Source organism: Paludibaculum fermentans (genome assembly GCF_015277775.1).
Taxonomy (GTDB): domain Bacteria; phylum Acidobacteriota; class Terriglobia; order Bryobacterales; family Bryobacteraceae; genus Paludibaculum; species Paludibaculum fermentans.
Map to the genome: position 1 here is coordinate 9,418,129 of NZ_CP063849.1, position 23,827 is coordinate 9,441,955.

Below are 23,827 nucleotides of genomic sequence, written 5' to 3' on the forward strand. Positions count from 1 at the left end.
CGGGTTCCTGGTTCTCTGTTCAGTTGATGCTTGAGCGCTCACTCAGGATTCACGTCCAGCTACTATTCGATTCGGATTCCGTTCCACATCACTTCGAAACCCAGGCTTCTGTACCTGTCCGCCTCATTTGGATGTGTAGCGATCAACTCCATCGTGGCCGAAGCCATCGCGTCGATCGTGGCAGTCAGGACCTCATGCGGCAAATCCCTGACCACCCCCTGCTCAATTGCCCCTCGCAGCATGACCTGGACTTCGGCGAACGGCGCAGACCCCACGGCCCGGGTCTCTCGAGTCAGCTTGTCTGAGACCTGCAATTGAGCCAGCACCCGGCGCTGTGCAGGATTCTCCATGCCCCAGTTAACAAAGGAGTTCCAGATGTGTTCCAACTTGCTCCTCACATCTGTGTGCCGGGAGAACTCCGACATCATGGCTTCGGCGAGATTCAGCTTGATCTCCCGGTAGAGGGCATTCAGCAACTCGTCCTTGGTGGCGAAATAAGTGAATAACGAGCCTTCAGAAATCTCTGCTGCCTTGGAGATCGCCGCAGTTGGAGCCGCGAGCCCTCTCTCCGCGAAAGTAAGGGCCGCCGCCGCCAAGATTCGGTCTCGCTTGTCCCCGCTTTTGAGCCGTGCCATCCGTTTCGTCCAGGCTGAGTGACTACTCAATTCTAGGCTCGCAGCGCGACTCTGGCAAGGCCCCATGCTACAAGTTGGCGTCCACGACCGGCTCTGTGGAGGACGCCTCTGCGCAACAGCCCGCAGCGTCACTCGATGTTTCAAAGGGTCAACACCGCGGCCGACCTGACGGGATCTATCTATGGATTGCTATATTCCCGTTTGAGCCCAGCGAAAGATCGCAATTTCGCGGGGTGTATGGTGCGCGGCAATTCTGATTCCGCGCCGATGTCAGGAATGGGCGCTCACGGCGACAGTTTCCGCTGGTACTGGGTCCAATCTATACCGAAAAGTGGGTCGGTCCACGGCGAAACGAGCTTATACTGATTCGCGCCCAACTAGCACAAGCTTGTTCAGGGCCAGGAGAAACCCTATGTACAAGGTGTTCCGTGTCACATTGTCGATTGCCAGTTTGGTGCTGCTCGGAGGAAGCATGAATGCAGCCACCATATACAACAATCTGACTCCCAACAACTTGATGGCCATCGCGTCCAGGACCAGCGGCGCTGCCTTTGAGATTGAAGCAGCGGACGACTTCCTACTCAATTCCGGATTCAAAGTCACCTCCGCCTCCTTCGTTGGCCTGGTGGTGCCAGGACAATCAGGCACCCCGACGGTTTCCCAGGTAGTCGTTGAGATCTACCGCGTGTTTCCACAAGACTCCAACACCGTCAGAATCCCCAACGTGCCGACGCGGGCAAATTCCCCTTCCGATGTTGCCTTCGATTCGCGCGACAGCGCGGCCAGCAACCTGTCGTTCTCCACTACCGTGCTAAACGCCTCATTCACCGCCAACAACAGCATTGCGGCAGGCGGAATCCATCCGGCACCGAACCAGACTACAGGCGGGGCCGGCCCGGTGACGGGGCAGGAGGTGCAGTTCGACATCAGCTTCCTGACGCCGGTCGACCTCCCCTCCGGCCACTACTTCTTCGTGCCGCAGGTCATGCTCTCGAACGGTGGGGAATTTTACTGGCTCTCCGCTTCAAGGCCCATCAGCGGTGCAGGCACGACGCCCTTCGCCCCCGATCTTCAGGCCTGGACTCGTGATGCAGCCCTTGACCCTGACTGGCTGCGTGTCGGTACCGACATAGTCGGTGGCGCCTCGGCCCCAACGTTTAACGCAGCGTTCTCTCTCGATGGCACCGCTGTACCGGAGCCTTCCAGTTTCCTTCTACTGTCCGGCGGGCTCGCCCTGCTTGTCCTCCGTCGCCGCTCCAAACTCTAGCCGAAGTCGTGAGGAGGCGCAGGGCGCCTGGCCTCCTCACTTCACCTGGCGCAAGACCAGTTTGTCTTTGCTCACTGCTTCGATCTTGTAATGCCTCCGCCCCTCGCCGATCCCCTCCAGGAACAGGTCTTCTTCCCTGACACTCCAGGTTCCGATGTCGCCGGAGAGAGGCACGTCAGCCGCTGATGGTCCGCTCCCGGTCATCACGCCACCGGGCTTCAGTGTGAATCCGTAGCGGCCCCGGCTTGGTGGGAACGGGTGAGACTCCGGGCGGAACACCATCGTCTCACCCGAATCCTCTTCGTGGGAGTGAATCCAGCCCTGCAATAGATTCGTCTTTTCGATGGAAATTACCTAAGTTCCGGAACTCACGCCGGCCGCCCGATCGATGACCTGGGCCCGTCGAGCGCGGCTGCCATCCGTGCCGCCTGTCCTTGAGTAAACATCACCATCGTATCGTCGTCCACGTAGTCCATGTAGTTGACGAACATGTCGCCGTTGGGGCCATTGCCGCAAGAAACATGAGGGAACTGCGGCTTTCCGTAATTCGGCCTTTGCGCTGAAGGCGTGTCGGCCACATCGTCGTTTCCGGTGCAATCCAGGCGGTCGCCCCAAATATGCAGCAGGTTCAGCCAGTGGCCCACCTCATGTGTGGTGGTGCGGCCCAGGTTGAACGGTGCTGCTGCCGTGCCCAGTGTCCCGAACGCCGAGTGCAGGATCACCACTCCATCCGTATCTGCGGGTCCGCCCGGGAACTGTGCATACCCCAACAACCCTCCCCCGAGTTGGCACACCCAGATATTCAGATACTTGTCCGCCGGCCACGCATCAGCACCCCCCGCGGTGGCTGATTTCACATCGTCGTTGGTTCCGAATGAGCCGGTCGTTGTCGCCGTTCTGGTGATCCCTGACGTCGGGGCACCGTGTGGATCTGTTGTTGCCAACGCAAATTGTATGCGTGTGTCGCTCGTGAGAGTGGCCCATACAGCGGGGACTTTGCCGAGATCCGTGTTCGCCGCCCGATAGTCCTGGTTTAGAACGTCGATCTGGCTCTTCACCTGGGCGTCGCTGATGTTGCCTTCCGGCGTGGAGGACACGATGTGGACTACCACCGGGATCTCCGTCACGCCCGTGCGCTCGCTCGACAACCCAAAAAGCAGGAATCGAGCAAGATGGCGTTCGATGTCGAGACGGCGTGCCTGGTACTCCGGGTCCTGCAGCAATCGTTGGTGAACTTCCGGCGCTCCACATTTTCTGATGGGCGGTTTGGGGACAGGTTGATCTTCCGGCATCACGATCCTCCTTATGCACGGCGCATTTCCAGAATGCCGCACAAGTCTTAAAGCGTAAACCGCTCTTATAGGTGGCCACGATGGCCCGTTGCTCGATCTGGCGACGCCCGTCGGGAGGATTGGAGGGCTGCCGCCGCCCGATCGCTAAACCAGATCGGCCTGCAGGTCGATGGTCCGGGGTTCCTCGAATCCAGTCTCCGCCGCGCCACAGCGGAAAATCACGTGGTAATCCTGCAGGTAGTAATACCGGCCCGATGGCCAGTCCGCCTTCCCGTTGAGCACAATGCGAACTGTCGCCCCATCCTGCAGGGTGGCCAGATGCCTGGACGCACGTTTCGGCGACGGCAGCGCCTGCAGACAGGCTTCCTGACTCAAGCGGACGTTCAAGCCTGTCCCTGAAAAGTCCAGCAAAAGGACTCCATAGTGATTCCGACCGAGAGCCGCCCGCGCAGCCGGAGGACGCAATAGGCTTCCGTCCAAGGTGACTTCGCACTCAATTAGGGCGCGCTCAACCGGCTGGGCCACCCATGCACTCAATGCGGCCGAAACCACAGGCTCGATGGACAGCGGGTCCAGCCTTCGCCGGGTGGATGGTGTTCTCCAGACAGCCTTCGGGAAGGACAACTCGCGTTTGATCACGATCACGGCCTGTCGCAATTCAAGAGCCTACCAGACGGCGAGAGGGATGGGAAGACAGGTTGCCCCCGTGGTTGTCGAAGTCGCGGAGTGACGGTGCGTGGCCAAATTGTTACCTCTGTCTCCCCTTGCCAAACTAGGAGAGCCACGTTACGCTATTCCTAGTTAGACTAGGAGACTGGTTCGTGGCGAAAACAGCTGAACTTTTGCCGGGCACCCTCGACATGCTCATTCTCAAAGCGGTGTCCTTGAGGCCCCTGCACGGCTATGGCGTGCTGTTGCGCATCAAGCAGATCTCCGGCGAGGCGCTCGATATTCCGCAAGGGTCGCTCTATCCGGCGCTCTATCGCCTGGAACATCAGGAGCTCATCGCCGCCGAGTGGGCCCAAAGCGATAACAACCGCAAGGCCAAGTTCTACACCCTGACGCCCGCCGGCCGGCACCGCCTGCGGGAAGAGACAGCGAGTTGGAACAGGCTGGCTACCGCGATGGCGGCTGCGCTTAGTGCGACCTCGGAGGAGGTGTAACATGCTGGGCGGCCTCCGCTCCCTTTGGCGTGTACTCTCGCGCCGGCGCAGCTTCGAAGCCGGAATGACGGAGGAGCTGCGGTTTCATATCGAGGAATACACTCAAGACTTGATCCGGTCCGGCCTCTCACCCCAGGAGGCGGAGCGCCAGGCCCGCATCGAATTCGGTGGTGTGAATACCGTTCAGGAAGAGTGCCGTGAAGCGCGCAGGCTGCATCTCTTCGATGCGCTTGGTAGGGAATCGCGCTACGCCGTGCGCTTATTGAGGAAGTCGCCGGGCTTCACGATCACCGCTACGCTGACAATCGCATTGTGCCTGGGTGCGAACCTCACCATCTTTGCCGTGATGGACTCCATCCTGTTACGCCCACTGCCCTTTCCTGAGGCGGATCGTCTGGTGACGGTTTACAACTCTTATCCGAAGGCCGGAGTGGAACGCGACGGCTCATCCATCACCAATTACTACGAGCGCCGCGGGCAGATTCCAGCCTTCTCCTCACTCTCGCTCTACCGGAATGCCACGGCGATTGTAGGCGAATCCGGATTCACGGAACGTGAACAGGTCGTCCAGGTGACACCCGAGTTCTTCAGCACCCTCGGCTTGGGACCCATGCTGGGCCGGGCCTTCACAGAGAGGGAGACTTCGTATCAGACCGACAATGTGGTCATCCTGAGCGATGCCTACTGGCGCCAGCACTTCAACTCCGACCCGGGGGCAATCGGCCGTCAGCTTCGCATGGACGGCAACCCCTCCACGATCGTCGGCATTCTGCCGCCAGGTTTCCGCTTCCTTTCCTCGGAAGCAAAGTTATTCAGCCCTCTCTCCTCGAATCCCGAGGCGCGCAGCCCGCAGAACCGCCACTCGGGCGGCAATTCGAAACATATGATCGCTCGCCTCGCCTCGGAGGCCACTCTCGGTTTGGCTCAGGCGCAGATCGACGCGCAGAATGCCGCCCTTGGGGCTGACAACCCCAAGGAGCAGTCCTTCCTGTCTGACGCGGGTTTCCGCTCTGTCGTCGCCGGCCTGCACGCGGATCATGTAGCCGGCATTCGACCGGTGCTGCTCTGGATGCAGGCCGGTGCGATTGCCCTGCTGCTGATCGGCGCGGTCAATCTGATGAATCTGCTGCTCGTCCGTGCCAATGGCCGGATGAAGGAGGTCGCTGTGCGCCAGGCGTTGGGCGCCAGCCGCTTGCACGTTGTGAGCGAAGCGTTCGTTGAAACTACGTTTCTTACGATGGGCGGGGGCCTGCTGGGGCTCGCTGTTGGTGCCGCGGGCATCCAGTTGCTTGCCGCGTTGGGCGCGGATCGTCTGCCGCTCGGCAGCAATATCGCCCTTGATGCCCGTTCCGCGGCCGCCGCGTTCGTGGGCGCCCTGCTGCTGGGAGTCCTGCTCGCCGCACCAATCGTCTGGTTGAACCTGCGTGGCCACTCCACGGCCACTATTCGCTCCGAAGCTCGCGGCGCCACCTCCAGCCGCGCTGCTCAAAGGCTGCGCCACGCCTTCATTGTTGCCCAGATTGCGTTAGCCCTTGTACTGCTCTCCGGCGCTGGTATCCTCGGCCTCAGCCTGGAGCGCGCCATGGCTGTCTCGCCGGGCTTCCGGCCCGGTCACGTCCTCACCAGCCAGATCTCAGTGCCGTGGAGCAGCTATCGGACCTGGCCGGACCGTGTCGCTTTCAACGAAAAACTGCTGCGCCAACTCGCTACACAGCCCGGAGTAGCCGCCACGGGTATCGTCAATAACGTGCCACTCAGCGGCAGAAGCGGCAAGAGCGCGGCCGCGGTCAAAGGGCACAGCCGACGGGCGGGCGAAGCGCCTCGCGGTCACTTTGCCTATGGGGTCGACGGCGACTACTTTGCCGCCATGGGGTTTAGCCTACGGGAAGGACGCTTCCTGACCGCTTCCGACTCCCGCCGTGCCGGGCGTGTCTGTGTAGTCGACGAGGACTTCGCTCGCTACTACTGGCCTGGGACCAGCGCACTTGGCCAACTCGTCTTTAACGGTCCCGATGTGAAAGACGACTCCGAGGCTTACACCGTCGTCGGGGTTGTCGGGAACGTGAAGCAGGCCGGTCTCACCGATGAGGTGGCGCAGGGCGCCGTCTATTACCCGTATGCCATGCGTTCGGACGAGAATCTCTTCGTCGTCATTCGCACGAGCCTGCCGCCCGAGTCTTTGGCGATGGCCTTGCAACGGACCGTCCGGCAGATCGATCCAGACTTGCCGTTGAGCGACGTGCGCTCCATGGAATCGCGCATTACCGACAGCCTTATCGCCTATCGTTCTCCTGCGCTCACTGTGGCGATCTTCTCCGTCGTTGCGGTGCTGCTCACCGCCATTGGCACGTATGGAGTCCTGAGCTATGCCGTCACACAGCGCCGCCGCGAAATTGGCCTCCGAATGGCGCTCGGTGCGCGGCCGGGGCAAATCAGGGCGCAGTTCCTCGCACTGGCGATGCGGTTGCTCGGCGCCGGAATCGCTGCCGGTCTGGTCGGTGCCTGGATCGCCGGTGAGTCGATGCGGGCCCTGTTGTTCCATGTACCGCCGGTTCATCTGGCCACCCTCATTGGTTCTGTCGCCCTTATCGGACTGGTGGCCCTGGGTGCGTGCCTGATTCCTTCCTACCGTGCGGCGCGGATTTCGCCCATGGAGGCACTCGCCGGAGACCAATGAGCGCCGCCTTGAGGGATGGCTGGAATCCCAATCGGCCCCAGGCGAATCAAAAGGAGAAATGACCGGTCGCAACCTGACTATCACCTACATCGGCGGGCCGACGGCCCTCATTGAGTTCGGCTCGGTTCGCGTGCTCACAGACCCGACCTTCGATCCCCCCGGTGGAGACTACACGACAGGTCCTGTCACTCTCCACAAACTCACCGGTCCGGCTATACCGGCTGACCAACTCGGATCGATTGACTACGTGCTCTTGAGTCACGACCATCATTTCGACAATCTCGATCACGCCGGACGGAGCCTGCTTTCCACCGCGAAGTCCGTCCTCACGACGGAGGAGGGCGCCGGCCGGTTGGGTGGCAATAGCGTAGGAATGAAGCCGTGGCAAAGTGTGGAGTTGGAGGTAGGAGCTGGAAACATCCTGAAGGTTGTAGCCACCCCCGCGCGGCACGGCCCCAGTGACGGGGACCGCGGTCCTGTGGTCGGCTTCGTTCTGTACTATTCAGACGCGCCCGATCGCTGTGTCTATTTCTCCGGCGATACCGTCTGGTACGAAGCGGTCGCCGAGGTCGGCCAGCGGTTCCCTGTCAAGACCGCCATTCTCAACCTGGGCGCGGCGCGGGTGCCGGTGGTTGGCTCTCAACACCTGACTATGACAGCCGAAGAAGCCGTGGAATTCGCCAGGTCATTCCCGCAAGCGACCATCGTCCCGCTTCACTTCGAGGGATGGCAGCACTTCTCTGAAGGGAAGGACAAAATTGCCCTGGCCTTCGCCGAGGCGGGGCTCAGTACCCGGCTTTGCTGGCCGGACTTGGGCGGCAGGAACCGAATCGTCCAGTGACTTTGCTGCGTCGGCGAACAGACGAATGCTATGGGCGCCCACTCCCGAGGGCGCCCTATTGCACCACGAGAATCGGCGCCTGCCAAAACGCTGCCTTCTGCCCCGCGGGGTTCAGCACCGTCACCTGGCAGTCATACTTGCCCGGCTGCAGCTGCGCCAGCGAAACATCGAACTGAATCGGCAGTATCTTCAATCGCCCGGTTCCGCCTGAAGTGACCTCAACAGGAACCGATTCGAACGCCTTCTCCTGGCCTCGATAGAAGCTCACTACCGCTACCAGCGGTTGAACCTCGGCCGTGCCCTGCTGATAGGAATGGAGGTAGACGAACAGATTGTGATCTTTGCTGAAGACCCGCGTCACACTGGGAATCAGCTTCTGCCCGTCCTGCACCAGCGGATTCACATCATCCCGTCGGTCTTTCTCCTTCACCGCGTTATACAGCGCGTCCTTCATGTCCACGCGCTGGCTGCCCAGCACGACCGAGCTGATGGCTACGCGATCCTCGTCTTTGTTCAGGTTGGGGATCACGAACTTCGATTGATAGGTTCCAATTCGGCCGGTCTCTGCATCGCGCGCCAGAAACTTGATCGTGTACTCGCCCGGCAGCAAGGTGTACCCGGTGTCGTAAACAATCGGCCGTTTCGCCAGCTCCGCCGCGGTCGTCTCACTCAACTTGGCGCTGACCTTGTCGCGGACGTTCATCACCGTCGTCCCAAATGAATTCTTGATCTCTCCAATGAAGTCGATCACGGTCCGATCAGCTCCGCGCCTCTTGGCGAGAGCCAGTTCCCGTCCTGGGATCTTCACCACCACGGGCACATAGTACTCCGCTCGATTCAGTTGGAAGTAGTCGATCTCCATGGCGATGGTCAGTTCCGTGATCGGATCCGGCAGCATTAACGCATCTTCCAGTTGACGCTCTTTGTCCGCCGCGGAGAACTTCGTGAACTGCTTGCCGGCGAAGTAACCCTGGCGATAGTCCAGGTTCGCGGCAACGTCGTTGTTCAGGGTGATCTTGATCCGGCGGAACTTCCCATCCTGTGCCGCATTGGAGGCGTAGTAGCCGATCACGTAATAGCTGGAGATCGCCTCCGCCGCCTGCACGATCCCCTTTGTCAGGTCGTTCGTATCGAACAGCGCCTTCCCTCCGGTATCCGCCGCCAGGGAGTAGAGCGTATCCTGCGACTGCTGGAAGCGCGCGGTGTTCGCCTGCATTCCGGCGCCGGAGTACATCCCGGCGTTGCCCGGCGAGGACTGGGACGCATCGCCCATGGGGGCATCGGCCACCAGTCCGCGTGCGTCAATCGGCCAGAACGAGACGCCGGAGCGGATCGCCGAGTTGACCGTGGCCATCAACTGCGCCTGATTGTTCATGCCGTTCAGACGCAGCCCGCTGGAGAAGTAGATCAGCGACTTCTTGGCGCTCAATTGCCCAAGCATCTTGGCAGCCGTCTGCAGTGCCGACAGTTGCCTGTCCGTATTGAAGATGTTGAACTCGCTGTCATCCTGTCCGAACGCGGCTCCGGCGTCGCCAGTGGCCGCATCGTTTGTTGACTCATCGAATCCCTGGCCTTCGCCGATGATCATTGTCTGCATGATGCTCAGCAGCCGGTTCCGGTCATCCGTGAAGTCCTGCAGGACCTCCACTGCGCCGCCCGAATACCGCAGGATCGAAAACAGGTCATCCGGCGTCATCTGGCCGCGAATGAATTTCTGGGCCGCGGCCAGCGCACGGATCTGTTCCGCCTGCTGCATCGCTGTCATATCGAAGTACAGCGCCATCAGGCGGCGGTTCTTATAGCGGCCGTCGCCCGCGGCTTCGGGCGCGATACGTGACTGGCCCAGCTTTTCGTACACCTTCACCTGCTCAGGCCCGCCTGGAGGCGCGCCGGCCGCCGCCGCCGTGAGCTTCTGGTATTCGAATACCCGGATCTGCTGGGGTACGCCGTCCTCCGTCACCGTGAAGTCCTTGGCCGTCAAACCTTCCACCGGCTTGCCCTTTTTATCCGTGACCGTCACAGTCTCGACAACCAGTTGGGCTCCGGCTGTGAACGTAGCTGTCTCAGCCTTACCCGCCTGGACATTCTCGCCTACTTGTTGCGCGGCAGCAGCCAGCGTCCAAAGGAAGAGGGATAGAATCGCTGAGCGCATCGATCAGAACCTCACCCGCAAAGTCGTCTGTATGCTCCGCATCGCGTTTGCTGCCGCGGGCAGGCCGAATTGGGCGCCATTCACCGTCGTATTCCAGGTTGTGTAATTCACCCGGTTCAGCAGGTTCACTGAGTCCAACCGCAGATCAACATTGAAGCGGTCCGTCAGCCGGAAAGTCCGGGCCATCGACGCACTCAGGGTGAACTGCGAGGGGCCGGTAATCGTATTCCGGCCGGCCGTGCCCCAGGCTCCGGGCTTGGGTGTCGAGTAGGCAGCCGGGTTGAGGAAGTGGCCGGGAGCCGCATCATAGAGCGCTGCGCCCGTGTAGTCGGGCCTGATGGTACCGGTGACTCCAGTCCCTTCAACCGCTGCCAGGTAGACAGGCGTCTGCGGCAACCCGCTGCCTGCCGTGATCTGCGTCGCCAGGCTCCATTCCTTCAGGAGCCTGCCTTTCCACCCGTTCAGGAAGCTGCCGCCGCTGAGACCCACGCCTGAGGTGTATTGCACCTGCGCTGTGAGCAGGTGCCGCTGGTCGAAATTCGACCGGCTGCGTTCCGAGCCTGTATCCCGCCAGTTCTGTGCGATGGAAAGGCCGCCGAGCCCGGTCAATGCCGAGGCCGGTTGCGCACCCATCTGATTCTGCCCGCCGGACCCTTGACCGTTCGCTCCGCCGCCCTGTCCTCCAAGTGCCGCCGCATTGTCGATCGATTTCGAGAAGACATACTGCGTCGATGCCGTGAAGCCCCCGCGGAGCCGCCGCCGGAGTTGAACGTGGGCCGCCTGACGGCTGGAATTGCCGCTCGACTGCAAATAGGCGAAGCCGCTGGGACAGGCCGGGCAGGGGTTTACCGCGCCGATCGGAAACGTGTTCGGCAGGACTGCCTGCATGGCGTGGGTTCCCTTGATGCCCGCATACGTCGCAGTCATCTGCATTGAACCCGGCAGATCCCGCTGTACGCTGAGTTGCCAGTTTTGCGCATAGCCGGGCCGGAAGTCCGGATCAATCGCGATCGTATTGTTGCTGCCGGAGGTGGCCGAGCTGAAGCCGTTCGCCAAGGTGATCGGATTTGCGTCACTGTTCTGAACGCTGGCCGTCGTCGAAAGAGGCGGTTGCTGCGCCATCCGGGTGGCCAGGGACGGATAAACTGAGGTGTCGTAGTAGATCCCGTACCCGGCCCGCACGATCATTGACGAACCAGCCAGAGGCTTCCAGGCAATGCCGATGCGCGGCGAGAATCCCTGCTTGAACGGGCGGAGCAGCGAGTTTGGGTATTGCCGCCCGCTTACGGCTCCCTTCGGATTGCTCGCCAACACCGGCGCCGCCACCGTGAAAGCCGGCGCGATGTCCAGGTTCACCAGGCGGTTTTGCCGCTCAGTGATGGGAGCCCCGTAATCCCAGCGCACGCCCCCGTTCAGGGTAAAGGCATGGTTGAGCCTCCAGTCGTCGGTAATGTAGGCGTCATAGACCGTCTGCCGGAAGTACTTATCCGCATTGCCGAACGCGATGGAACTGGTGCGCGGAGTGCCAAGCAGGAAGTCGGCAAAGTCCGAACCCGTCCCGGCCCCGGTGAACGTGAATGTGCCGCGCGGATCCTGCTGGGAAAGGTAATTGAATTGTTGCCTTCGGATGTCACCCCCGAACGCGACATTGTGAGCACCGTACGTCCAGAGCATCGAGGCGGAGAGTCCGCTCGTCTGGCTTCGGTTGAAGGAACTCTGCGCATCCGAAAGACCCGCGATACCGCTGGAGAAACTCAGCGCAGGCGGACCCCAGTTCGCCGGATCCTGGTTGTTGCCCGTGATGCCGGCCTCGCCCGACACGTTTACCCGGTTCGCGAAGAAAGGCGTCACCCGCGTCGACATCCGGCTGAACTGCACGCCCATGTTCAGAAACAGTCGCTGGCTGAATCGATGGGTCCAGTTGGCCCCACTATTGATCCCTTGAAGATTCCGCTTATCGAGAAAGCCGAATAGACTAGGGTCGTCTGCTCGTGTGCGTTGGAAACTGAATTGGCCGGATACCTGGTTGCTCCGGCCCAATGTCTTCGACGCGCGCGTCTGCAGCGCGTCCTGATGCGTGGGATTCAGCAGCGGCACCTGGAAGTTATACCCGCCGTTGCCGCCGAAGTTAGGCTGAGGGTAGTAGTTCAGAAGAACGCGCGCTTGCGGGCTGATTCGATTCTGGGGAATGGCATTGCCGGGGAAGAAAGTCCCCGTGAGAGGATCGATGATACTCTCCCCAAATGCTCCGTTCCGCTGCCCCGCGGTGGGCACGAGCGATGTCGCGGTGGTCGCGTCGTTATTCCGGGTCCATTGATAGCCGGCGAACAACATCGGACCATTCTTGAGTAGATGGGGAATCTTCAGCGGCCCGCCGAGGCTCGCCATTCCAGTCAGCCGGTTGTAGCTCGCCTTGGGCGTGTTCTGGCCGGTGAGCGAATAGGGCCGGGCATCAAAAGCCGAGTTGCCCAGAGACATGCCCAGGCCCCCGTTGTACAGTCCTTTACCCCCAAAGCGGTTGTTCCCGAACGCCGCCGCCTGTCCGAAGTTGGAAGCCGCGCCGTTGTTTACGCTGCCGTTAATCAGCAGCCCGTCGGCGGCCCGTTGGCTCATTTCGTCGTCGCCATTGACGGGCGCCGTGGTGGCCGCCTTGCGAGGTTCGGGCTTTGCCGCTACTTCCGGTGCCGTCGCGGGCCGCACCGCGGAGACCGCCTTGGGAGGAGCGACTGCTACCTGGATTTCGGCTTTGATCCGCTCCATCGACAGCAGGGTCAGTGCCCATTCCCGGGCCGCGGAGCCGGCGGCAACCGTTACCTCCTGCCGCATCAACTCAAACCCGAACATCTTCACCTGGACCGCCCAGGTGCCATCCATCAGGTCCGGGAAAGTGTACCGGCCCTCTGAATCGGTGACCGCTGTGGCGGTTCTGCCTTCCCGGCTGGCGGATACTGTCGCACCGGGTACGGGGCGCATTTTGAATGTCACGCGGCCCCGGTGTTCGGAGGCCTGGACGAGCGGAAGCAAAATACAAACCACCGCGCAGAGTCCAAGGTAGTGGCGGATGCGTCGGGAATCCATGGGTGAACTCAAGGTGATCAGGCGAATCGCGCAGTGCTGAGCACCGGCCGACCTCATGTTTCCGCCCGTATGTTTGCGGGCGAGGATAACTTCCGTCAGGTCAGCCGGTCTCGGCAGGGGCGCTAGTTCTCGGTGGGCGTCTTCTCGATGTGGTCAACCACCAGCATTTCCATCGGCGCCTTGCGCGGCTCCAGCTTGAGGCCATATTGCTGCACTGAATCGTAGATCGATCCAGCCCGTTCGACAGGGATATCACTGGGTGGGGCTCCGCCTCCGGGCGGCGGGCCTCCAGCTCCGGGGCCGCCCATCGGTCCACGTCCGCCGCCAGGCATGCCGCGCATGGTTTCAGGCGTAAAGACCAGGTCGAAGTCATACTGGCCCTCGATCCCGGTCATATCGACCACCGGACGCTCGGCAAAGCGGGAGATCATCTCAGCCAGGCCGGACACCGTCACGGAAGGAGCCTTTAGGTGCGCGCCCTCCGGCCCCATTGACATCATCACACCGCCCCTGGGCGGTGCGCCGCCGGGCGTTTTGGCGTCCGGAGCGGCGGCGGGTGCGGTCGTTTCGGCGGGTTTCAGTTTCGGACCGTTCTTGCCTGCCACCAGGGCATAGATTGCGCCCTCCTTGGTGTTCCTATGGACCGTGAGCTTGAAACGTTCCGTCAGCAGCGCCTGCAGCATCTCAGGCACCTGTTTCTCCGTCGCACCCTCGGGGAACTTCGCCACGATGTCGAAACGCTGGTTTCCCATCCACTCCGGACCTTCAATCTGAAACTCCTTCACCCTGAAAGCATTGCGGACACAGTCCTTCAGCGAGACGTTGGAGTAGCGCAGCATCCCTCCGTCCGTGTTCATCATGATGCGGATTCGGCCCATCTGTTGAGGCTCGGACAGTTTGATCGAGGCCACCTCAAACGCGAGCGTCCCGGCCGCCTGCTGGCCGAACGCAGCACAGCAGGAAAGGATCAGTGCACAGGCGAAACTGGATTTCATGTCAATAGCTTGCGACGATTCTGATGTTCGGCGAGCAAATTGTGTGTAAGGAATGTAAGCGTCAGATGGAAAGTTTGTAGCCTGCGCCCTTAACCGTCAGCAGCAGGCGCGGATACCGGGGATCGGCCTCAATCTTTTTGCGCAGCCCGGCGACATGCACATCCACCGTCCTGCTCAGCGTATCCCCACTCAGGTTCCACACATTCTCCAGCAGTTCTTCCCGCGTGATCACCGTGCCACGGCGTTCGATCAGGTACTCGAGCAGCCGGAATTCCACCGGTGACAGCGACAACGGTTTGCCGGCTCGGCTCACCTCGTGCCGGCGAAGGTCAATCCGCAGGTCTCCAAACTCCGCTCGCTCCGCCGTGACCGTTGCCGGAACAGCCGACCTCCGCAGCAGCGCCTCAATGCGAGCCATCAGTTCCACCGGCTCGCAGTTCTTCTGCACATAGTCGTCGGCGCCCAGCTTGAGACCCACCACCCGGTCGACCACTTCACCGCGCGCCGTCAGCATCAGAACCGGCACATTCTGGCCTTCCCGCCGCAGGTCCCGGCAGATATCGAACCCGTTCTTGCCTGGCAGCATTACGTCGAGGACGATCAGGTCAAAATGCCGTGTGAGCGCCAGTTCATAGCCGGCAATGCCCGTCTGGGCCCACTCCACCGTGTAGCCCTCTGATTCCAGTCGGTCGATCATCCCCACCGCAAAGGCGGCTTCGTCTTCGACGAACAGTATGCGGTGGCTCATAGCGGCAGATGCAGCGTGAAGGTGCTGCCACGGCCGGGCCTGCTCACCAATGTCACACTTCCTCTATGCGCCTCGGCTGCGCTGCGAACCAGGCTCAGCCCAAGGCCGGAACCGGGAATCTGCGCCTCGACGGCGGCCCGTCCCCGGCTGAACGGCTCAAAGATCTCGGTTTGGTCTGTCGGATCAATGCCGTCGCCCCGATCCTCCACGCTGAGGCGGATCTCCTTCTCCAGCGGAGCATGCACCGCGCTCACTCTGATCCACCGGCCCCCGCCGGCATGCTTCAGCGCATTGTCCAGCAGGTTGTCGAACGCGGTGCGCAGCAACTTCGAATCCCCTACGATCGGGGGCGTTGGGGAGGCAAGATCAACCTCCAACTCAAACCCGCCGCGCGTCAACTCTTCGCGCCGCGCGCCAATCGAATCCTCAATCAGGCTCCGCAGATCAACCTCATCCTTGGCGGGCCTGCGCAACCCGGAGTGAATCCCTGCCAGTTGCAGCGTCTGTTCCACCATCTCATTCAGGCGCCTGCTCTGCTGATGGATCAGCTCGCCGTATTGCTTCACCTTGTCTGGTCCCGTCACCAGCCCATCGGCCTGGTTCCGCGACAGCATCGCAATGGCCGACACCGGAGTCCTGAGTTCATGTGAAACCCCGGCCACAAACCGCATCTTCTGGTCGGCTAACCATTGCATCCGCCGGGCAGCGATAACAAGGAAGGCGACAGCCGCAAACAGCAGCACATCCACGCCGAGGCTGACCAGTAGATCCCACCCGCGTTTGCGCTCAAACGCCGCGGCCATTGGCATGCCCTTGTGTGCGATCTGCAGCTCCCACAGTCCCGTGTCTCGCAGGGAAGTCAAGCTACTCGTGAACACATGGTTCTCACGTTGGATCAAGACAGAGGCCCGTTGGCGGGGAGGCGAGCCAGTTGCCGCGGCAGGCGGCAACGGAATTGGCAGGCTCACATCCATGGCCGGAAAGACCGTCCGCAAGTCAGCGTGCAGCACGCCCCCATACAGGCGCTGATCCGGCCTGTTGAGGGATACCACTGCGAAATCATATTCGCTCGCCGCAGTACCGCCGAAGCTCTTTTGAATCAGGCTCGGGAACAGTGTCTCGCTCACATACTTCGTGTCGAAACGCGCCACGAAGCATCGGTCCATGCCCCATTTGATGGTCTTGGTAATCTGCGCTTCGCCCGGGACCTTGTGCTCCACGGAGACTATGTCGAAGATCGGCGCAAAGATCGTCGAAGGATCTTCCACTCCTCTGAGGGAACATCGCGCGGCCGGTAGCCATTCCGGCCGGGAGGCCGGGACAAACATTCCTTCCGCAGTCAGGCGCAGTACCTCCGGCGGTTTTTGGGGCTGCAGATTGAGGTAGTACAATTCACCGATCAGCTTCGGAGTCCCTGTCAGCGGAGCTCCCGATCGGAGTGCCGTGTTGGCTTCGTTTTGCAGAAACCGGACCGACTGGCTGACGACGCCGTTGAACTCACTGGCGAATAACTGGGCAGCCGAATTCAGGTGCTCTCGTTCCCTCTGGGCATCGGCCGCGGAAATCCGGCCAGACCACTGGTATTGCAGGACCGCAAGCCCCACCAGCAGGAACGCAAGTACCGAACTGACCGCGACGAGAGCTCGGGAGCTGAAGGATCTGCCCATTCACCTGCATTCTAGCCGAATCGCCAAGCTGCGTCGCAAAACGCAACTTGGCGTGGCTCTCGGGGCGAGGAAAAGGGTACCGCGGGCCATCTGCCGACAACACACGGAGCAATTCGTTGCTTCCGGCAAGGTCGGCCCCCTGATCCAGACGGGTACGCCCAACTCGATCAGGAGGCCCCAATTGGTGTTTACTTGGCCGGAGCGGCCGCGGGACGCGGACGCCCGCCCGGCGATGTCCAACCTGCCGGCGGAGCGTAATCCGCGCGCGTGCTCGACTTGTCCGCGGTCGGAAAATCCGCCGGGACCTTCTGTTTGACCTTGCCCGTCGCCGCCCATTCCGTCCCCCGCTGATAGGTGGCGATAAAGCCTACGCAATTCAGCGCGGCCAGGTCATGGCCCATGACCGTATGGAAAATGCGGCCCTTCCCGTAGCTCAGCACCATCAGAATCGGCTCGTGATGATTGGTGCCACGGTTTGAAGGATCCGACCACGCCGTTGCCAGAACCGTCATGTTCTCGCCCGGACCGCGCATATTCGCATACAGTTCGTCCGGCACGTGCAGCCATTCCTTGGGCAAGCCTTTCGTGATCGGGTGATCGGTGACCTGATTGACCACCTTATAGGCGAGCCGCGCGCCATGCTGTCCCGCTGGCCCCGGAGCGGGATCCGATACCAGCTTCCCGTTCTCGTAATAGAAGTGCGGCCCGGACTTCTCATTCCGCCCGCGCCAGCCGCCCACGCCGATCATTAGGTTGTACTCTTTCCAGTTCGGAAATGCATTGTCAGCGGCATGCACCGACACCAGTCCTCCGCCGTTCCGGATGTACTCTTCGAACGACGCCTTCAAGCTGTCCGGCCAGCGCTCGTCCGGCACATCGTAGTTCGACACGATGACCTTGTACTTGCTCCATTCCGGCTTGAACGTGCTGAAATCCGCACCCTTTGGCGGAGCGGTCACAACGTCCACGCTGAAAATGCCTGCATCGCCCAGCATCTTCTTCAGGTAAGGTGTGGTCTCCTGCCAGGCATGATAGGGCCCACCTTGTTCGCCATCCAACAGCATGACGCGGATGGGCGGGGCGGCGGTCGCCGGCACTACCCATGCGAAGAGGCCCGTCAACACCAGGCCCAAAACACTCTTCTTCATAATGATTGCTCCCATGACACCGCTGCAGGCGGTAACGGACGAAAACAGCTGTCCTGCCGCCCCTGCGTGCTGGCAAGGCGTGCCGGGAACCCTCGCTTCGTCGGATCGGGTGAAGCGCATGCTGGTCGCGTCCCCCAACAGTCTACAGGGAACTTAACAGTTTGGGGCGATCCCGCCGGTCCCGATGCCGGGGCTGCCAGTTGTGCGCCCGGCAAGACTCGAGACACCCAATTCGACCTCTTACGCTAAACTGAGGCCCTGGCCCAGTCAGCAGGAGCCCTCATGAAATCAAACTCAGCAGGTCCCCGGTCGTTGAAGCCGAAACAGGCAGTCGATCAGAGCGTGGAATCATTCCTTGCGACACTGGATCACCCACGTAAACCGGAAATTCTCGCTTTGCGTGAACTCATACTATCGGCCGATCCGAACATCCGCGAAGCCATCAAATGGAACGCGCCCAGCTTCTACACGACGGAGCACTTCGCCACCATGAACCTGCGCGCGAAGAATGGCCTGGGCCTCATCCTCCATTTCGGCGCGAAGAAGAATGCCATCTCGAAGACCGGAGTCCCCATCCCCGATCCGCACTCCCTTCTCGAATGGTTGGCGAAAGACCGTGCCCTGGTCACGTTCCGGGATCTCAAGGACCTGGACGCCAAAGGCGATGCCTTCACTAATCTCCTGCGGGAGTGGATCCGGCATCTCTAGCCGTCGAAGCCCCGGAAACACAACTCGCACACAAGCTACCATCGCCATATGCGCCTGCAATCCGCGATGCTCTACGTGAAATCCCTGCCGGAAATGGAGAAGTTCTACAGCGGGGTCCTGAGCTTGTCCCCGCTGGCCGAGTCTCGAGGGGACTCCTGGCTGGAGTTTGACACCGGCTCGACGACGTTCGCCCTGCACGCCATCCCCGCCCACATCGCGGATCAGATCGACATCACCTCACCGCCTGAATTGCGCGAAGAGACGCCATTCAAGCTTCTGCTGGAAGCTGACGACCTCGAGGCCGAACTCACCCGCCTGCGAACGTTGGGCGTGTATCTGGTCCAGCGGCCGTGGGGGACCTGGGACGGAGTCGATCCGGAGGGCAACATCTTCGGAATCGTCCCGTCCCGCCCCAAGCCCTGACCATGTCAGGCGGCCGGTAATATTAGGCAATGGCCCACGCGTCCGGCTTGGACTTCCTCTGCTTCCGCGAAGCGCGCTCCTTGGACATTCCGGCTCTGCGCCATCTGATCGAGTCTTCTGTTCGCGGATTGCAGGCCGCCGACTACTCGCCCGAACAAATCGCTGGAGCCATTGGCCCCGTCTTCGGCGTCGACACGCAATTGATCGCCGATCGGACTTACTACGTAGTCGAATCACCTTCTGCTGGTTTGGTCGGCTGCGGAGGCTGGAGTAAACGCAAAACCCTATTCGGTAGCGATCAGGCCAGCGTCCGCGAAGACGCGTTTCTGGATCCCGCCGTGGACGCCGCGAAGATCCGTGCCTTCTTCATTCATCCGGACTGGGCCCGAATGGGCATCGGCACCAGGATCCTCGACGCCTGCGAAGCCTCAGCCCGCGACGCCGGGTTCCGCCGTTTCGAGATGGGCGCGACTCTAACGGGCGAGAAGCTCTACCGCACGAGGGGTTATGTCGCGGTACAGCGGATCGAAGTGTCGCTCCCTAATGGCGCCACACTTCCGGTGATCCGAATGTGCAAAGACGCGGATTGGTGAGGATACCCGAAGCTCATGGCTGTCCCCGTGGCCCTCGGGTGCGGGCACGTAAACCGTGTGCCTCACGTCCCGCCGCGGTTCCCCCGCGTTCTCAACCCCGAAGTGAATCCCATCCGGAGTACGGTCCCATTGGGCTCCATACACTGCGCCCCCCAACTTCGGCGCTGCCAGGCTTGCTTGGCGTCTAATCCTGGCCCCCCCTCCGTGCCAACATCAATGAGACACTTCCGGTTTGCCTAATTAATGAGCAGGGCGGGAAAGAGAGCCCGCATGAACAAGCAGCAGATCAATGGTCTTACCTCGGCCTTGGGGGCCGCGAAACGAAGCGAGGACGAGCGTAGCGAGCCCGAGCGCAGTGTAGCGGCCCCCAAGGCCGGCGCCGAACGCCACGCCAACCCCGAGGTGAGACCGCGCGCCAAACGCCGCAGCTTCCCGGCTGCCTACAAACGGAAGATTCTGGCCGAGGCCGACGCTGCCACCGACAGTGGAAGCATCGGCGCGCTCCTGCGCAGGGAAGGCCTCTACTCGTCTCACCTCACCAATTGGCGTCGGGAACGAAACGCAGGCATTACCCAAGGTCTCACCCCTCGAACTCGCGGGCCCAAACCGCGGATCGACTCCTCCACCAAGGAGGTGCAGCGGCTCCTGCGCGAAAACGAACGGTTGACCGAGCGGCTGCGCAAAGCCGAAATCATCATCGACGTCCAAAAAAAAGTGGCCGCTTTGTTGGGACGAACCTTGGCCACGCCGGATCCGGAGGATCTTCTCTGATGGAGGCCGCCACTGCACTTGCCTTGCAGGTAGGGACTCGGCCGGCCTGCGTGGCGCTGGGCGTGCCCCGCGCCACCTTCTATCGTCGCTTGGCGCCGTTCTACGGTCCGCGTCCGGCGCCTACCCGGCCCGCTCGTGGTCTGTCCGACGTCGAACGCGAAACGGTTTTAGCTCAACTCAACAGTCCACGCTTCCGGGACCAATCACCCGCCGAAGTGGCGGCCACATTGCTCGACGAGGGCCAGTATCTTTGCTCGTCGCGCACGATGTACCGTGTGCTGGACGAAGCCGGCGGAACCCGGGAACGCCGCGATCAGCTCAGCCACCCCACCTATCAGAAGCCGGAACTGCTCGCCTCGGGTCCCAATGAACTATGGAGCTGGAACATCACCAAGCTCCTCGGCCCAGCCAAGTGGACCTACTTCTACTTGTATGTTGTGCTGGATGTTTTCAGCCGCTATGTGGTGGGTTGGATGCTCGCCCATCGGGAAAGCGCGCAACTCGCGAAGCAGCTCTTCGAAGATACCTGCCGCAAGCAGGGCATCCAACCGGAGCAACTCACCGTGCATGCCGATCGCGGTTCCTCGATGACCTCAAAGCCGGTCGCGTTCCTGCTCAGCGACCTCGGCATCACCAAGACTCACAGCCGGCCTCATGTCTCCAACGACAACCCCTATTCGGAAAGCCAGTTCCGCACCTTGAAATACCGGCCAGGGTTCCCTGACCGCTTCGGGTGCATTCAGGATGCAAGAGCCTTCGCGGTGGATTTCTTTCACTGGTACAACGAGGAGCACCATCATTCCGGCATCAGTCTGCTGACTCCCTCGGTGCTCCACCACGGTGAGGCGCCGCAGGTCATCGCGAGCCGCCAAACCGTTCTCGACGCAGCCTACCTGGTTCACCCTGAACGATTCGTGAAACAAGCGCCCAAAGCCAATCCGGCCCCCAGCCAGGTCTGGATCAATAAGCCATCCACTTCAGAGGACAATACTCAGTAAACTCCTCTGAACTGTGTCTCAAAGTCGTTGACGCGCGCCGCCCGCCGGGCAGGGAAGCCCTAGCCCGAAGAGATGTCCGCCGCTTCGACATCTAATCAGCCCGGGCCCCTACGCGCAACAGCCGACCCGCCCCGAGAGCGGATCAGGCCCTCGAAGAGACGCTTCCATAACGGTCGGCGGGCGCCGTCCGCGAGAGATTCGGCATCATTGCTATCCTCGCGGTTTCATACGCTGTCCACTGCTCCGCATCCGGCAGCGCCGGGATCGTCGCGAATTCGCCCTGATCCAACCCCGCCAAGGCCGCGTCCACCATCGCCTCCACCGGCATCACGATCTCCTGCGGCAAATGCTCCACCGGCGTGCCGGCCGTGCTCCAGAAATTTGTAGCCGTCGCACCAGGCAACACTACCTGAACCCGGATTCCCTTGTCCGCCAGTTCATGCTGCAACGACTGGCTGAAGGCGAGAACGAAGGCTTTCGACCCTCCGTACACCCCATTCAGGATCTCCGGAGCTATGGCTGCAATCGACGCGATGTTGATAATCGTTCCGGACCCGCGTGCCACCAGTCCAGGCACCGCAGCATAGGTCAGGCGCGTCAGAACTTCAATATTCAGGCTGATCATCTGCGCCATCGCTCCGATGTCCGAATTCAGCAGCGGAGCCGTTGCGCCCACGCCCGCGTTGTTCACCAGCATGGTCACCTGCTGGTCCTCGCGCAGCCTCTGCTCGACCTTAGCCAGATCGGCCGCATCGCTCAGGTCCGCGCCCAGGATCTCCACCTTTCGTCCTGTGGACCAGGCAATCGCCCCGGCCAGCTTTTCCAGCCGCTCAACATTCCGGGCCACCAGCAGCAGGTCATAGCCGCGCTGAGCCAAACGCTCCGCGTAAACTGCGCCGATTCCGGCAGAGGCTCCGGTGACTACCGCGATGCCTTTAGATGTCGGATTCATGTCTTTGTCCTCTCGTCCAATTCATTCACTCGTCCACTAACTGATCGGCCGCGCCTCCCGCAGGCACTCAGGACCCCTGGCGATAGCGCTCCGCCGCGTGTACCTGCAGGAAATTGGGGACCATCGCTTTGCGCGCTGCCTCGAAACTCGTCCACTGTTCCACTTTCGGCAGCGACGGAATGGTGATGGTTTCCCGGGCGTCAAAGCCCGCCAGCGCCGCATCCACCAACTCGCCCACTTCCATGACTGCCGGTAGCGAGTCCACATCCCGGCCGGACTTTGCCCAGATCTCCGTACGCGTAGCGGCCGGCAGCACCGCCTGCACATACACCCCCCTGGGACCCAATTCCACATGCAGGCCCTGCGTCAGGAACAGCGCGAACGCCTTGGTTGCGCCATATACGCTCATCCCCAGTTCCGGAGCGAGGCCGACGACAGATCCAATGTTGACGATCGCTCCCGCACCTTCCCTGGCAAGCCGCGGAGCCACGGCGCTCGCCAGGCGCGTCAATGCGGTGGTGTTCAGGCTGATCAACTGGGCCACATCGTCAGGAGCCTGATCCAGAAAACCCCCATGGGCGGCAGTCCCTGCGTTGTTTACGAGAATCCCGATCCGCGAGTCGTCGCGCAGCCTGGCTTCCACTCGCGCCAGGCCGTCACTGTCGGTGAGATCCGCGGGCAGCAGTTCCACCGTTACGCCGTTTTCCTGTCGCAACCGTTGGGCCAGTTCCTCCATCCGGACTCGATCGCGTGCCACCAGCACGAGAGCATGGCCCCGCTTCGCAAATCGGTCCGCATAGACCGCGCCAATGCCGCTCGACGCGCCTGTTATCAAAACTGCCGCTTTGGAGTTCATCAGTTGGGTCCTACCACCTTCGAGTTATTCATGATGACTGTCATCTGCCGTAAAGATGTTCACGGTCATGAAAAGGTGTCAGAATATTTCACAGGAGTCCTGCATGAAAGTCAGTCGCGAGCAGATGGCTGGGAACAGGCGAAAGATCCTCTACGAAGCGGCTCGTCTCTTCAAGGCGCGCGGCTTTGACGCCGTCACGGTCGCCGATGTAATGAAGGCCGCTGGCCTCACCCACGGCGGCTTCTACGGTCACTTCAAATCGAAGGAGGATCTGATAGCGCAGACCCTCGTCCACGCCCTCGCCCCCGCTGCGCCGGCCAGCTTCGATTTGGGCCGCTATGTGGGTGCCTACCTCTCCCGCAAGCATCGCGATGATCTCGCCGGCGGCTGCCCCACGGCGGGCCTCGGCTCGGAATCCATCCGCCAATCGCCTGAGGCGCGGGCTGCGATGACCGACGGACTCCGCCGCCGCATCGATCTCTTCACCGAAAGCGCACCCGGCAAAACAGCAACCGAGAAGCGTCAGGCCGCCATCGGCTCCTGGGCTGCAATGGTCGGCGCTGTCATCCTCTCCCGCCTCAGCGACGATCCGAAACTGTCCGACGAAGTTCTCTCTCAGACCCGCGCCTGGCTCCGTTCCAACGGCGTGACTCCGGCTCTCTAGCCGGAGCGTCACGCCACGTCCCGCGGAATTGCGCTGAACCACCGCCTCAGACCCACCGCCACAGACCCATTCCCGCCCGTCCCGCATCCTGATATCGTGTGTCCCAATCACCATGAATCGACGTTGCTTTGTCTCTACCGGCCTGCTCGCAGGCGCCGCCCCCGCCGTCGCGCAACTGCCTGACCTCGGTAAAAGCAAG

The 23,827-nt window shown here is 61.5% G+C and carries 21 protein-coding genes; 9 read left to right on the forward strand and 12 right to left on the reverse strand.

Going from position 1 to position 23,827, the window contains the following annotated elements; translation table 11 throughout:
- Positions 1 to 62 precede the first annotated feature (62 nt).
- A complete protein-coding gene (locus IRI77_RS37385) occupies positions 63 to 596 on the reverse strand; it encodes a TetR/AcrR family transcriptional regulator (protein WP_194450008.1) in 534 nt (177 codons plus the stop codon).
- Between the two features lie 451 nt (positions 597 to 1,047).
- Between IRI77_RS37385 and IRI77_RS37390 the strand changes: the two genes are divergently transcribed.
- Positions 1,048 to 1,902, forward strand: a complete 855-nt coding sequence (locus IRI77_RS37390; RefSeq protein WP_194450009.1) for a PEP-CTERM sorting domain-containing protein — start codon at positions 1,048 to 1,050, stop codon at positions 1,900 to 1,902.
- 36 nt (positions 1,903 to 1,938) lie between these two features.
- Here the strand turns inward: IRI77_RS37390 and IRI77_RS37395 are convergent, their stop codons facing one another.
- The 3 genes from IRI77_RS37395 to IRI77_RS37405 all read right to left on the reverse strand — a co-directional run bounded on the left by IRI77_RS37395 (position 1,939) and on the right by IRI77_RS37405 (position 3,605).
- Positions 1,939 to 2,229 carry a lipocalin-like domain-containing protein gene (locus IRI77_RS37395; RefSeq protein WP_194450010.1) on the reverse strand — a complete coding sequence of 97 codons (291 nt, stop codon included), beginning with the start codon at positions 2,227 to 2,229 and terminating at the stop codon, positions 1,939 to 1,941.
- Positions 2,230 to 2,270: 41 nt separating this feature from the next.
- Positions 2,271 to 3,194: a zinc metalloprotease gene (locus tag IRI77_RS37400; RefSeq protein WP_194453934.1), complete on the reverse strand. Its 924-nt coding sequence runs from the start codon at positions 3,192 to 3,194 to the stop codon at positions 2,271 to 2,273.
- Between the two features lie 144 nt (positions 3,195 to 3,338).
- Complete coding sequence (locus IRI77_RS37405; protein ID WP_194450011.1) at positions 3,339 to 3,605, reverse strand: hypothetical protein; 267 nt, start codon at positions 3,603 to 3,605, stop codon at positions 3,339 to 3,341.
- Positions 3,606 to 4,015: 410 nt separating this feature from the next.
- On the opposite strand from IRI77_RS37405, the gene IRI77_RS37410 reads away from it, so the two are divergent.
- The 3 genes from IRI77_RS37410 to IRI77_RS37420 are packed head-to-tail and all read left to right on the forward strand — an operon-like array spanning position 4,016 to position 7,875.
- Positions 4,016 to 4,357, forward strand: coding sequence for a PadR family transcriptional regulator (locus IRI77_RS37410; protein WP_194450012.1), 342 nt, complete (start codon positions 4,016 to 4,018; stop codon positions 4,355 to 4,357).
- Between the two features lies 1 nt (position 4,358).
- Complete coding sequence (locus IRI77_RS37415) at positions 4,359 to 7,034, forward strand: ABC transporter permease (RefSeq protein ID WP_194450013.1); 2,676 nt, start codon at positions 4,359 to 4,361, stop codon at positions 7,032 to 7,034.
- 58 nt (positions 7,035 to 7,092) lie between these two features.
- The gene (locus IRI77_RS37420; protein ID WP_194450014.1) at positions 7,093 to 7,875 is read left to right on the forward strand and encodes an MBL fold metallo-hydrolase; all 783 of its coding nucleotides are present in this window, start codon (positions 7,093 to 7,095) and stop codon (positions 7,873 to 7,875) included.
- A 55-nt stretch (positions 7,876 to 7,930) separates the two neighbouring features.
- On the opposite strand, the gene IRI77_RS37425 is transcribed toward IRI77_RS37420, so the two are convergent.
- The 6 genes from IRI77_RS37425 to IRI77_RS37450 form a co-directional block, all read right to left on the reverse strand.
- Positions 7,931 to 10,027 (reverse strand): VWA domain-containing protein, encoded by a 2,097-nt coding sequence (locus IRI77_RS37425; RefSeq protein WP_194450015.1) that lies wholly within the window; start codon positions 10,025 to 10,027, stop codon positions 7,931 to 7,933.
- Between the two features lie 3 nt (positions 10,028 to 10,030).
- Positions 10,031 to 13,105 carry an outer membrane beta-barrel protein gene (locus tag IRI77_RS37430; protein WP_194450016.1) on the reverse strand — a complete coding sequence of 1,025 codons (3,075 nt, stop codon included), beginning with the start codon at positions 13,103 to 13,105 and terminating at the stop codon, positions 10,031 to 10,033.
- A gap of 122 nt (positions 13,106 to 13,227) precedes the next feature.
- Positions 13,228 to 14,100 carry a TIGR03435 family protein gene (locus IRI77_RS37435; protein WP_194450017.1) on the reverse strand — a complete coding sequence of 291 codons (873 nt, stop codon included), beginning with the start codon at positions 14,098 to 14,100 and terminating at the stop codon, positions 13,228 to 13,230.
- Positions 14,101 to 14,161: 61 nt separating this feature from the next.
- Complete coding sequence (locus IRI77_RS37440; protein WP_194450018.1) at positions 14,162 to 14,848, reverse strand: response regulator transcription factor; 687 nt, start codon at positions 14,846 to 14,848, stop codon at positions 14,162 to 14,164.
- The gene (locus IRI77_RS37445; RefSeq protein ID WP_194450019.1) at positions 14,845 to 16,515 is read right to left on the reverse strand and encodes a sensor histidine kinase; all 1,671 of its coding nucleotides are present in this window, start codon (positions 16,513 to 16,515) and stop codon (positions 14,845 to 14,847) included. The genes IRI77_RS37440 and IRI77_RS37445 overlap by 4 nt, the downstream gene beginning before the upstream one ends.
- A gap of 188 nt (positions 16,516 to 16,703) precedes the next feature.
- Positions 16,704 to 17,663, reverse strand: coding sequence for a ThuA domain-containing protein (locus IRI77_RS37450; RefSeq protein WP_194450020.1), 960 nt, complete (start codon positions 17,661 to 17,663; stop codon positions 16,704 to 16,706).
- Between the two features lie 282 nt (positions 17,664 to 17,945).
- Here IRI77_RS37450 and IRI77_RS37455 point away from each other — a divergent pair, with 282 nt between their 5' ends.
- From IRI77_RS37455 to IRI77_RS37475, 4 genes are all read left to right on the forward strand, one after another.
- Entirely contained in the window at positions 17,946 to 18,371 is a 426-nt protein-coding gene (locus IRI77_RS37455; RefSeq protein WP_194450021.1) for a DUF1801 domain-containing protein, read from the forward strand.
- Between the two features lie 48 nt (positions 18,372 to 18,419).
- Positions 18,420 to 18,794: a VOC family protein gene (locus tag IRI77_RS37460; RefSeq protein WP_194450022.1), complete on the forward strand. Its 375-nt coding sequence runs from the start codon at positions 18,420 to 18,422 to the stop codon at positions 18,792 to 18,794.
- 29 nt (positions 18,795 to 18,823) lie between these two features.
- Entirely contained in the window at positions 18,824 to 19,387 is a 564-nt protein-coding gene (locus IRI77_RS37465; protein WP_194450023.1) for a GNAT family N-acetyltransferase, read from the forward strand.
- Between the two features lie 542 nt (positions 19,388 to 19,929).
- A complete protein-coding gene (locus IRI77_RS37475; RefSeq protein WP_267239364.1) occupies positions 19,930 to 21,156 on the forward strand; it encodes an IS3 family transposase in 1,227 nt (408 codons plus the stop codon).
- Between the two features lie 142 nt (positions 21,157 to 21,298).
- Here the strand turns inward: IRI77_RS37475 and IRI77_RS37480 are convergent, their stop codons facing one another.
- Together IRI77_RS37480 and IRI77_RS37485 are read right to left on the reverse strand one after the other, a co-directional pair.
- Positions 21,299 to 22,108, reverse strand: a complete 810-nt coding sequence (locus IRI77_RS37480) for an SDR family NAD(P)-dependent oxidoreductase (protein ID WP_194450024.1) — start codon at positions 22,106 to 22,108, stop codon at positions 21,299 to 21,301.
- A 67-nt stretch (positions 22,109 to 22,175) separates the two neighbouring features.
- Complete coding sequence (locus IRI77_RS37485; RefSeq protein WP_194450025.1) at positions 22,176 to 22,964, reverse strand: SDR family NAD(P)-dependent oxidoreductase; 789 nt, start codon at positions 22,962 to 22,964, stop codon at positions 22,176 to 22,178.
- A gap of 103 nt (positions 22,965 to 23,067) precedes the next feature.
- On the opposite strand from IRI77_RS37485, the gene IRI77_RS37490 reads away from it, so the two are divergent.
- A complete protein-coding gene (locus IRI77_RS37490) occupies positions 23,068 to 23,628 on the forward strand; it encodes a TetR/AcrR family transcriptional regulator (protein WP_194450026.1) in 561 nt (186 codons plus the stop codon).
- The last annotated feature ends 199 nt before the right edge of the window (positions 23,629 to 23,827 follow it).

What these genes read in the sequence shown, in the direction of transcription:
- IRI77_RS37390 (WP_194450009.1), top strand. Translation starts at nt 1,048, where the DNA reads ATGTACAAGGTGTTCCGTGTCACATTGTCGATTGCCAGTTTGGTGCTG.
- IRI77_RS37400 (WP_194453934.1), bottom strand. Translation starts at nt 3,194, where the DNA reads ATGCCGGAAGATCAACCTGTCCCCAAACCGCCCATCAGAAAATGTGGA.
- IRI77_RS37415 (WP_194450013.1), top strand. Translation starts at nt 4,359, where the DNA reads ATGCTGGGCGGCCTCCGCTCCCTTTGGCGTGTACTCTCGCGCCGGCGC.
- IRI77_RS37420 (WP_194450014.1), top strand. Translation starts at nt 7,093, where the DNA reads ATGACCGGTCGCAACCTGACTATCACCTACATCGGCGGGCCGACGGCC.
- IRI77_RS37425 (WP_194450015.1), bottom strand. Translation starts at nt 10,027, where the DNA reads ATGCGCTCAGCGATTCTATCCCTCTTCCTTTGGACGCTGGCTGCTGCC.
- IRI77_RS37430 (WP_194450016.1), bottom strand. Translation starts at nt 13,105, where the DNA reads ATGGATTCCCGACGCATCCGCCACTACCTTGGACTCTGCGCGGTGGTT.
- IRI77_RS37435 (WP_194450017.1), bottom strand. Translation starts at nt 14,100, where the DNA reads ATGAAATCCAGTTTCGCCTGTGCACTGATCCTTTCCTGCTGTGCTGCG.
- IRI77_RS37440 (WP_194450018.1), bottom strand. Translation starts at nt 14,848, where the DNA reads ATGAGCCACCGCATACTGTTCGTCGAAGACGAAGCCGCCTTTGCGGTG.
- IRI77_RS37445 (WP_194450019.1), bottom strand. Translation starts at nt 16,515, where the DNA reads ATGGGCAGATCCTTCAGCTCCCGAGCTCTCGTCGCGGTCAGTTCGGTA.
- IRI77_RS37450 (WP_194450020.1), bottom strand. Translation starts at nt 17,663, where the DNA reads ATGAAGAAGAGTGTTTTGGGCCTGGTGTTGACGGGCCTCTTCGCATGG.
- IRI77_RS37455 (WP_194450021.1), top strand. Translation starts at nt 17,946, where the DNA reads ATGAAATCAAACTCAGCAGGTCCCCGGTCGTTGAAGCCGAAACAGGCA.
- IRI77_RS37460 (WP_194450022.1), top strand. Translation starts at nt 18,420, where the DNA reads ATGCGCCTGCAATCCGCGATGCTCTACGTGAAATCCCTGCCGGAAATG.
- IRI77_RS37465 (WP_194450023.1), top strand. Translation starts at nt 18,824, where the DNA reads ATGGCCCACGCGTCCGGCTTGGACTTCCTCTGCTTCCGCGAAGCGCGC.
- IRI77_RS37480 (WP_194450024.1), bottom strand. Translation starts at nt 22,108, where the DNA reads ATGAATCCGACATCTAAAGGCATCGCGGTAGTCACCGGAGCCTCTGCC.
- IRI77_RS37485 (WP_194450025.1), bottom strand. Translation starts at nt 22,964, where the DNA reads ATGAACTCCAAAGCGGCAGTTTTGATAACAGGCGCGTCGAGCGGCATT.
- IRI77_RS37490 (WP_194450026.1), top strand. Translation starts at nt 23,068, where the DNA reads ATGAAAGTCAGTCGCGAGCAGATGGCTGGGAACAGGCGAAAGATCCTC.